This is a genomic window from Granulicella mallensis, assembly GCF_014203225.1.
GTDB classification, from domain to species: Bacteria; Acidobacteriota; Terriglobia; order Terriglobales; family Acidobacteriaceae; genus Granulicella; species Granulicella mallensis_A.
Genome location: NZ_JACHIO010000010.1, coordinates 218,899 through 228,780, shown reverse-complemented (window position 1 = coordinate 228,780; position 9,882 = coordinate 218,899). Strand labels below are relative to the sequence as shown.

The window sequence follows — 9,882 nt, the reverse complement described above, 5'->3', positions numbered from 1 at the left end:
CACAACAACAACTAAACAAACCAGATCAACATCCCGTAGTTTGCGCAGATGGGCCGCCCCAAGGGTGGCCCTTGATCTGTCCGGCCCCTCAAACGCGATTGACTCGTTCGAATCCCCTTTCAAACTTCGTCACCTTCACGACAATTGATTCTGGGAATCCGCCGTCCGCTACAGTGGAACAACAACCTACGACTTCCACTCTGTGGAGGTGATATCGCGGCACCAGGATGCACATTCTAAATGGGTTATCAGCCAAAATAGTCAGGGAAAACCGGCATTACGGGCTGGTTTGGCATCAACTGCTAACCAGTGGGCGAGGGCTGATCGTGGGGTTCAGCCTGATTTTCCTTAGCTCCTGGCAGCAAGAGAGCCATCCACTACTACTCTTCGTTGAAATCATCGCTTTTTCGTTCCAGGCCTCAGCGTTTAAATCGGTCGTCATGTGGCGCCATCGTAGTCAGAGGCTTCACATCCACTTAAGCCACCCCAGCTAGCCTCGATAAATGATCTTTACTCTAAAAAAGCTTGCATACTCTTTCTGCTTCTTCCTTCTTGAATTCTCTATCGGAGGAAAGGTTCTCGCGGCAGATTCCATTGTCACCGTGAATGTGATCAGCGAAGCAGGTGCAAAACAGGCCATTGAGGCTGCCGAGCAGGCGGCGCAAAAGCTTCACGCGCCTTGCGCTATTGCTGTTGTCGACAGGAGCGGCATACTGGTTGCCCTTCTCAAGATGGACGGCGTCCGTGATGGCAGCCCCGATCTCGCCATCGGGAAAGCGCGCACCTCCGCCTTACTACAACGCCCCAGCGCAGAAACAGAAACCAATGTAAACGAAGGCCGCACCGCTTTCGTCACCTCTGGCTTTATGACACTACGCGGCGGCGTTCCGTTGATGGCTGGCAAAGAGATCGTCGGTGCCATCGGCATCGCCGGTCTTAATAAAGATACAGACGTAACCATCGCAAACGCAGCAGCGGCAGCCTTCGCAACCACTACTGGCACACAACCTGTATCGCGCTAGCAACAGCCCACAGCCCAACTCGCCGCGGGCACGTTTTGGATGAGCAGATCGCTGATGTTCCCTTATCAGGGTCGTTGCGTTTGTCGTTACATCGCACAGCGATGGCTCTGTGTCCTGTACGTAACAGGTGACCTTCGTGCTACGAATCCGCTACCCAATCCTCCTCTTTAGGCCTGGATGAAAGGCAGCAACCCGTTCGTCCTCTAAACTTCGATCTCAAAGAGGAATGCTACGAATCTGGACTTGATAAAGCTCAACCTCAAGGAAGCGATGGCTGCTCCGCCAGCGCGACGGCCTGCGCGAGTGTCAAAGGCACTGAGAGGCGGTGGAACTGAGAGCGCGTAACATCTTGATTTTTCGCAATGGACTTAAACAAAGCCGCCTTACCGCGTATGTCGCCGAGGACATGCACGGTTCGCCACTGGCCATAAAAAGGCGCCTTGAGAGACGAAAAACTGCTCCCGGCGTGGATCGTTGCAAGGAAACCAAAGCCGATGTTGACATCGCGGGGCATGCAGCCCTCAATCGCGTGGAGGCGAAGCTGGCTTCGATCAATCAGAAGATATCCATTCATGCCATAGAGGATCTTTTCCTCAATGCCGCTGGGTGAGTAGTTAGGTGACGGATGGAAGTCGATACGCCAATCACTTCCCTCTTCACGCATGTTTTCAAGCAGAAAAGCCTTCGGCAGCAGCTCCAACATCTGTCGCGCATGCGCTTCGTCGTCCTTCTGCACTTTCTCTCGGGCCTCAAAGCCCAGGGGATCAGCTAGATCGTGGGCGAGGCGTCCACGCTCCTGCGCATCGCGATCGGCGGATAGCGGCTTGCCATCCTCGGCGATGAGGAACCGCACGCGGCCTAACGAGGTTTCAACGACATGTTCTGTCCAAGCCCTTCCACCCGTGCGGTCGGAGCGCTCCACCGAAAGGTAGTCGAATTGCTCCTTGTGGGCCTGTGCATCGAGTTCGCGAGCGACCATCGTGTTCACGATATCTACCGGAGACGATTGGCCCCACACCGGAATTGCGAGGCAAACGCTCGTCGCAAGAACGCAGACTGTGATAGGCCATAGACCGTTACAGACGCGCTCACTCATCCGTAGATTTTCACTGACGTTCCTTAACGCTACCTGAAGGTGGCCAACCTACATTAGCGGATGCAGCCGCGAGCGCCTCAGGATCAGCAAGCAAAGGAACGCATACATCCCGGTGTTGCCGTTCTTGATACTGACCGCCTCGCCAACGCGAAATTGTGTCTCGTTGTTTATGGCGGAGCCACCGGGCGCATGTGGTCAAGATCAGGTTGGTACGTAACGATCGTGATCGTCTGCCGATGCTCATCGAGGTTGTCTGGCTCTACATCGGCGTCTTCCGAACTCCAGCAACGCAAATCGATTCACTCGCCGCTTAATCCCGGCAGGCGGGTAAATCTTTAGCAGATACTCGGACGTTCAGTTGACAGCATCACTTACGAGAGACATGGGCTGAGGATGAGGCACTGTGAACTAAGTGACTTTTGACACCATTAACTTTCATTTTTATTTTACGAAGTTATCGTCGATCACCGTCTTAGCAAGAGACTCGAACCTGCTCCAATCGCAAGGAGAACCCTCTCCGAGCTTGCTGCACCTGGGAAGAAACACAACGGCTTTTCCCGGAGGCATCTCCAAGGATAAACGCACTGTGTTGCGCATCTGATCGGGAGTTTGCACCGTGTAATACACCCGAAGAGTGTCTTGATGCCCAGATTCCTGCCACAACTCAAAGACCAAAGCGCCGCCCGGCGCTGCGTCATCTCTTTGATAGCCGCTTACCAGCCAGTCGGCATCGAGCAAGGCGGCCACACTCGCAATATTGGCATCGTGTCCAACGATAACGACCACGTTGTCATCCTTTGTTCCGATCGCTCCAACCACGGCCTTGCGTTGCTCGGCTTGCTCAAGCGTCCGTAACATATGCGAGAGCAGGTTGGAAGCTTGTACACGTGCGATGTAGGGCGTTCTCTGAAGCAGGTCCGACCCGGCCGCATGGACTGCCATGAACGAGCGCATCTTTGCTTCGTCAACACGCCCCCGCCCTGCTTTATCTGCGGGCATGTCCTCCAGATACTCCAACTGGAAATTCTCCGCAAAGGAACGCCGACAAGAAGGATTTACTGGCAACTCCGTCTTCGTTGTCGCAAGCCAAGGGCGAACATTTAGTAGAGCTGCGTAGTCCTCTGACGGCAGCGTCTAGTCGAAGATGCTGCCGTGGAAGACGTCCGTTCCTGTCTTGGAGATCAGGCTGACCTGACCACCTGCAGAACCACCCGTATCGGCGGTGTATCCAGCAGTATCTACCTTGAACTCCGCGATCGATTCCGTCGAGAACTGCAGCCTCAATGCAGACTTGAGCGATGCATGAAAGACGCCACTGGCGTCTACACCATCCAGGCGAAAGTTATTGTCATCGGTTCCATTTCCCGCAAAGCGGATCGAGGATTGCTGCCCGGACCCCGCATCGATAGCGCCTGGTGCCAATAGCTCAAGCGTTGTAAGATTGCGGCCGTTCAGCGGCAACTCTGCGACCTGTACGGACTGGATTGTTCCCCCCAGAGTCGCATCGCTTTTGTTGAGCAACGCGCCGGCCCGGTCGCCCTCAACCTGTACCGTCTGCGAGACGGCTCCCACCTTCATCTTTGCGTTGATCGTACGCACGTCGCCGGAATGGAGATCGACATCGGCAATGCGAAGGTCATTAAATCCGTCACGAAGAAACACCACGGTGAATCTGCCAATGGGAAGCGAGGAGGCGACGAACTGGCCCTGCTTATCGGAGACGACGACTCGCTGCTGATTCGTTCCCTCCTGCCGAATCGTAACCGTCACACCAGAAAGCATGGCGCCAGACGGATCGCTGACAGTGCCATTGAGCTCGGTTCGGTCAATCTGCGCCATCGAAGGTGAGACTACGCAGACCAAGAGGAGAAGGAGCCAGACGAGTTGTTGCATTCGAGGGGATTTCAAGGGATCTCCAATGAAAGAAATAAGTGAGGACTGACATCTTCAGTGAACCGAAGTGTCTCTGCAGGAACATTGCATTGCGGTTGAATTTTCCTGAATCCCAACTCATCGAATCTTCAGATTCGATGAGTTGGGCTGCCTGGATCAGGGCATAAGGGGTCGTGTCCGCGCATACTACTGCGCGGATAAGACCCTGCCCTGCGATCAAAGGCAGTAAGTTGTTCAGGATGTGCAGGCTAAGAAATCTTTATTTGTGCCGGAAGAGCCACTCCAGATTTGGGATCTTTGCAGAGAGTTCCTTGCCAATTGCCTCTGCCCGGAGCGCGGCATCTTCCTGACTGGTCGCTGTCGTATCTGGAATCTCCATGACGAGAATCCCAATACGGCGCTCTGCCGCGTCGAACATCTGCATCTTCATGTTGTAGAACCCGCCGTCGGCAATATGAGGACCGTAGGTCTTACCGTCCTTCACCGCAGCGAAGTCTCCTGTCGAGCTATGAATACCAAGCCTGGTTGCATTGCCATTGGCGATAAGAATCATCGTGCTTTGGCCAGGCGGAATCACATGCAGCCCGATCTTGCGCAGGTAAGGATGGCTCGACAGTATATTGAGGATCAACTTTTCGGCGACAGGCGCATTCACAGGCTCCTGCGGCTCTGGCCCGCGTACGTCTCCCGAGCCCGTGTTCATCGGCTCAAAGATCTCAACGCGTGCACTCTTCGCACCATCCTGGGGTGCAGCAATAAAGAGCCGGCTCAGTTGCGGAACAAACCGCCCCGTCTTCGCCCTCGAATCAGTGGAGATACTGCCGCGAGATACATACTCATCCATGCTGATCTGGTCATAGACATCTACAGAGCCACCACCGATTGCATAGATCCGTTGCTCTTCGGATCGTAAATCGTGTCGTCGACGCCCGGTGTGATGGGAAGGCTTTGCAGTTCCTTGCCCGTATTGGTATCGAGGACAACCAGCTTGCCGTCCCTGCACCCAACGAAGAGGCGCTGCCGCTGTTCGTCTAATGCCATCGTGACATTGACCTTGCCCATTGTGATGGGCCACGTCGCGACGATCGTGTTTTCGAACCGGTCGAAGACAACGACTGTGTTCTTTGCCTTGTCATTGATGTAGATGCGGGGCCGGTAGGTATCGAGCGCCATGGCTTCGAGCGTATCGCCGTCGATCTTAACGTCTGTGAGCTTCTTATTACTGCTCGTATCAATCACGCTGAACATCGAGTAGGTCTGATGAACATCCCCGCCACCGTTGTCGACATACAGATACTTCCGCGAAAGATCGTAGCCGATTGAATCTGCGTCTTTAAGAAGAGGAATTCTATTGAGCAGCTTGTAGCTCTCGCCGTCGTATACCTTCACACTCCCATCGCCGCCATCCGTCACATAGAGGCGATCGGTATCTTCACGGTACAGCACCGCATGGGGACGCTCGATTCCGCTGATCTGGTGAATCAATGTACCTTGAGCTAGATCGAAGACCAGCACAGCCTTGAAATCTTCCGGTGTAGCGAACAGCCGGTTTCTCTCCAGATCGATACCGAAGTGGTCAAAATTTCCTTTGATCGTCGCAGGAAGTGTAATCGTCTGAACATGGCGCAGGGATTCACCCTTTAGCAGCCCCGCATCATTACGCACGCCTTGTGCTGAAGCCGTTATTCCCGAGAAAATAGTAGATAAGAGTACCGCCGCCAATAACCGCATTAAAGCTGACCTCGCAACTTTCATGATCCACAGGATCTTTCTCTAAAGTTAGGCCTACGGGGAGTGCGGCAACGTAACAAAGGAACAAATTTACTATCAAACGCTCTTCAGTGAATGTTCAGGAAGTTCGGCTTCTTACGAGAAAAGCTGAAGAACAAAGCGATCGACAGTCCTTCTATAAAGTAACTGCATCCATCACCGGCAAAATATTGATGCCTTGCCTCGGTCGAACAGACAATGGAGTCAAGGGTTTCCATTCTCCCCTCAAGCCCCATCACAGTCTCAGGACAAGGGGAGGCTCTTCCTGACGCTGCACCAGAGGAGCGAACCCCTCGCAGCCAGTGCGTGTTGTTTTGGCAATTACAAAGAGAGAAATAGGGAGACGGAAGAAGTATCCGTCTCCCTGTTCTTAGAACGAGTAGCGTAGCGATAACTGGAGTTGCCGGGAGAGAGCGGTCTTGCTGGTGACCTTGCCGAAGGTGGAAGTACCGGGAGTGATGCCGGGACTCGACCAATTGGCGTGATTGAAGACGTCGTAGGCCTCGGCCCGAAATTCAAAGTTATTCCGTTCATTGATGGCAAATTGCTTGAATAGCCCCGCGTTCCAATCCTCATATCCGGGACCGTAGATTACGTCGCGAATTCCATGCTGCAGGTTGAAGGTTCCCTGCGTAGGTGCGGTAAACAGCGGACCACCGTTGGATGTGGTCGTACTGAAGTATGTATTCGAACTCGTGGAGGCTGTCGAGAACTGGCGTGGATACCGAGGCTTTCCATTCAGTACCCAGAATTGAGGCAGGCCGGGAACCCCCACCCCAGCGTAGTCAGTGTTCGTCGTGTAGACACTCTGTGGAGCTCCGCTCAAAAATTGAGCGGTGAGGCTGAGCCTCCAGCCACCGAGTACCTTGTCAGTGAGGCGTCGCTTGTCTCTCAGGAACGGCAAGTCATAGGTAGAAGTAGCAACAAAGGCCTGACGAACATCGAAAGTAGAAGGGCCCCAAAGATTGCTTGAGTCGTACGTATCCGGAACAGTGTCACTATAGCTGGAGCTATTGTCCATGCTTTTGGCCAGCGTGTAAGCAGCCGAGAAACCCAGAGACCTGACGAACCGCCGTTCCCAGAAGATCTGCAAGGAGTTGTATCTTGAACTGGCCACACTCTGCTCCATCAGGATTGAGGAGAAACCCTTATAAGGAGCTAAAGCAGCTATGTTGACTCCAGGGTTCGCATACGTGGTTCCCGGGAGCGGCTCATTGATGTCCGCCGAATCCCAGAGGTGTAACCCGCGGCGACCTACATAGGCAACGGATAACACCGAACTCCACGGAAGCTGCCTCTCCACCGTAACGTTCCAGTTCCAGGCATCCGGTTGTCTGATATTGCGGTCATACGTTGTCACTGCCAACGTGGGCGCTGTAGCAGTGTTCAACCCAGCTCCTGGATTGTCCACCGAAATGCCCGACACCGTAACGAAAGGCTGGAATGGAGAGTTGCCGCCGGGGAAGATGTTGTCCAGCAACCCCATGCGAGTGAGAAAGCGGCCGCCGCCACCGCGAATTACTGTCTTCTCGGTAAATTGGTATGCAATTCCCAGGCGCGGCTGAAGGGCGTTTTGAGCATCAACCAGGCCACGAGGCAAACCAGGGTTGAACAAGCTGGTGTAAGCATCGGGAGTGGTAGCTTGAAAAACCCCGTGTTGCGCGGCGCCGTTTGGGAAGCCTGAGAGACCCGGAATGACCATTCCGTTATATTGGTTGCCGCTACCCACTGCAACCAGGCCTGTCTTGGGGTTGACACTGACAGCCTGCCCCGGGTTATACAGAGCGGGATCGAAGTAGGCAGCGTTCCCCCACAGGGAGTGAAAGGGGAAAGCAATCGTATCGCGCACCCCATAGTCGAGGTGCAGTTTTGGGGTAATCTTCCACGAGTCCTGAGCGAACGATTCATACATGGCGCCCCGCCAAATCGTGTATGCCCGCGGTCCGATTTCGGTATAACTATCAGCCAGCCCAAGAGCCAGATTGGCAAGACCTAGACCGCTGCCATTCGCATAGGAGTCGGTAAGAGTAAAGGTTCCGTTCTGGTTGCTGCTGCCTCCGGGAACCGTTGTAATGTTGATCTGGTCGTCATCATCCTCGCCCCGATAGTCATATGAAAAGCCGAACTTGAAGAGATGGTTCCCCGATGATTTCGTCAGGCTATCCCTGTAGGAATAGATCGGTCCACCGGAGTGGGATGGATAGGGCCCACCACTCAAACTAAAGAAAGGACTCGGCAGGCTTAGGCTCGGAATTTTGTTGAGGTCCTTACCCCCGGCAACGATGTAGCTATAGTTAATTCCATAATTGCTTCGATTAAAGCCCGGGTCCGCAAGATTGGCCGGCTGTGATACCCGGTCAATGCTAAGAGTCCCGCTCATCTCATTGACCGTTGTGGGTGTGATGGTCCAGACCCAGGAAAGAGTGTTCGTCTGGTTCGGCCACGTCTTGAACACACCTGTCAACCCCAACCCCTGATCGAGGGCCGAATATTCGTTATAGGAGAGGTCTGTTCGCCGAAATGAGATGTGGTGCCTATCGTTCACAATGACATCGAAGTCGTAAGTACCTTTTCTCTGGTTGATCGGATGAGGGGCCGTAGCTTCCCAGTTCTGATCTCCGTTGACGAGCAACCCCGGGATAGGCTCCGGATAAACGCTCAGGATAGCCATTCCGTTGGAGCTCCACAGATTTTGCGGGATAATGTTTCCAGCAAACGGCGCGCAGGTCTTCTTTCCGTTGTTGGTCGTGCAATCAAATGGGTTGGTGATGATCTTAGGGGTGCTATAAAACGGGTTCGGCCCGAGTAATTCGCTGAAATTACCCATGTGCATGAGGCTTGTGGGGACAGTTTCAAAATTAGTATCCGTATACCTGTATCGGATCCAATCTTCGGCCACAAACCAGAAGAGCTTTCTGCGCAGTGTGGATGGCAGACCCGGAGTCCAGATCGGCCCCCCTGCGGCAAAGCCGAAGTCGTTATAACGAAAAGGTGATGCAAATCTTGTTGTCGGACTTTGGTTGCGCGACCAGGTATTCGCATTCAATGCCGAATTTCGCAAATATTCATATACCGTTCCATGGAAGTCGGTCGTTCCACTTTTGCTGACCATGCGGACCTGAGCACCACTGGCCCCGCCGTATTCAGCCGAGTAGGCCGCGGTCAACACTTGAATTTCTTCGGTTGAGTCCACGTTCGGAGCGCCAATAACGTACGTGTTTGCGCGAGTACGAACGGCAGGCGCACCATCAAGCGTTACCGTTGTGCTTGTCGACTCCGCGCCGTTGACGGAGAAGCCCGGCTTACTTACGCCGAAATTGAAATCACCAAGTGTAGATCCCGTGATCACACCAGGCAGTAATTCAGCCATAAAGACCGGGTTCCGGCCGTTGAGTTCCTGATGCTGAATCTGCTCCCCGGGGATCAGGTGCTGAACCGACCCGGAATCGGTCTGGATTCGATCCGCGCTCGAGGTCACCTCCACAGACTCGTTGGAAGTCCCAACGGCCAGTGAGGCGTTGATCGATAAGGTCGACAGTGCGTCTAACTTATTGTGGACGCTTTCAAAGGACTTGAATCCCTGCATGTGAACGGACAGGGAATAAAATCCAGCTGAAAGATTTGAAAGCGAGTAGTATCCGCTCTTATCTGTAGTGATCGTATGGCTTTCCTGCGTGGTCTCAGATATCGCTGTGACCTGTGCGTTGGAAACCATCGCTCCCGATGGATCCTTGACGAAACCTGTAATCGTGCTAGTGTCCGATTGCCCGTACATACATAGGTGAATGCCCATCAAACAAACCAGCGCCCAAACGATATTCCGAAATCCTTGACGGCTTAGCTTCACTTTCATCTCCCGGCTGGCAGTGAAATCAATGTTCCTCCTCTATGTACACACGTCAGCCGTCGATCCGGTAGTTAGGGCCGGATTCGTAACAGTTTGGGATGTCATTGTAAATAAGAGATTTATTTCCTAACGTGAGTTTTAACAGTCATGAATCGTGGATTTGATATGTTCGCCGTGTGAACCCGATAAAACAGGAACCGTCGAATGAAGATTTGTTCGCCCTCAGGACCGATTTGATCGTTTCGCGCGCGAAC

General features: G+C 53.5%; 7 protein-coding genes. 1 reads left to right on the top strand and 6 read right to left on the bottom strand.

From position 1 onward, the window contains the following. Window positions 1–503 precede the first annotated feature (503 nt). On the top strand, window positions 504–1,022 hold the full coding sequence (locus HDF15_RS13415) for a heme-binding protein (protein WP_184256317.1): 519 nt from the start codon (window positions 504–506) through the stop codon (window positions 1,020–1,022). 259 nt (window positions 1,023–1,281) lie between these two features. On the opposite strand, the gene HDF15_RS13410 is transcribed toward HDF15_RS13415, so the two are convergent. The 6 genes from HDF15_RS13410 to HDF15_RS13385 all read right to left on the bottom strand — a co-directional run bounded on the left by HDF15_RS13410 (window position 1,282) and on the right by HDF15_RS13385 (window position 9,574). Beyond that, the gene (locus HDF15_RS13410; RefSeq protein WP_184256316.1) at window positions 1,282–2,118 is read right to left on the bottom strand and encodes a hypothetical protein; all 837 of its coding nucleotides are present in this window, start codon (window positions 2,116–2,118) and stop codon (window positions 1,282–1,284) included. Window positions 2,119–2,559: 441 nt separating this feature from the next. Then, complete coding sequence (locus tag HDF15_RS13405; RefSeq protein WP_184256315.1) at window positions 2,560–3,117, bottom strand: histidine-type phosphatase; 558 nt, start codon at window positions 3,115–3,117, stop codon at window positions 2,560–2,562. 135 nt (window positions 3,118–3,252) lie between these two features. Continuing rightward, window positions 3,253–4,026 carry a carboxypeptidase-like regulatory domain-containing protein gene (locus HDF15_RS13400; RefSeq protein WP_260331048.1) on the bottom strand — a complete coding sequence of 258 codons (774 nt, stop codon included), beginning with the start codon at window positions 4,024–4,026 and terminating at the stop codon, window positions 3,253–3,255. Window positions 4,027–4,270: 244 nt separating this feature from the next. Then, complete coding sequence (locus HDF15_RS13395; protein WP_184256314.1) at window positions 4,271–4,855, bottom strand: hypothetical protein; 585 nt, start codon at window positions 4,853–4,855, stop codon at window positions 4,271–4,273. 20 nt (window positions 4,856–4,875) lie between these two features. After that, the gene (locus HDF15_RS13390) at window positions 4,876–5,676 is read right to left on the bottom strand and encodes a YncE family protein (protein WP_184256313.1); all 801 of its coding nucleotides are present in this window, start codon (window positions 5,674–5,676) and stop codon (window positions 4,876–4,878) included. A gap of 475 nt (window positions 5,677–6,151) precedes the next feature. After that, complete coding sequence (locus HDF15_RS13385; protein ID WP_260331058.1) at window positions 6,152–9,574, bottom strand: Plug and carboxypeptidase regulatory-like domain-containing protein; 3,423 nt, start codon at window positions 9,572–9,574, stop codon at window positions 6,152–6,154. Between the last annotated feature and the right edge of the window lie 308 nt (window positions 9,575–9,882).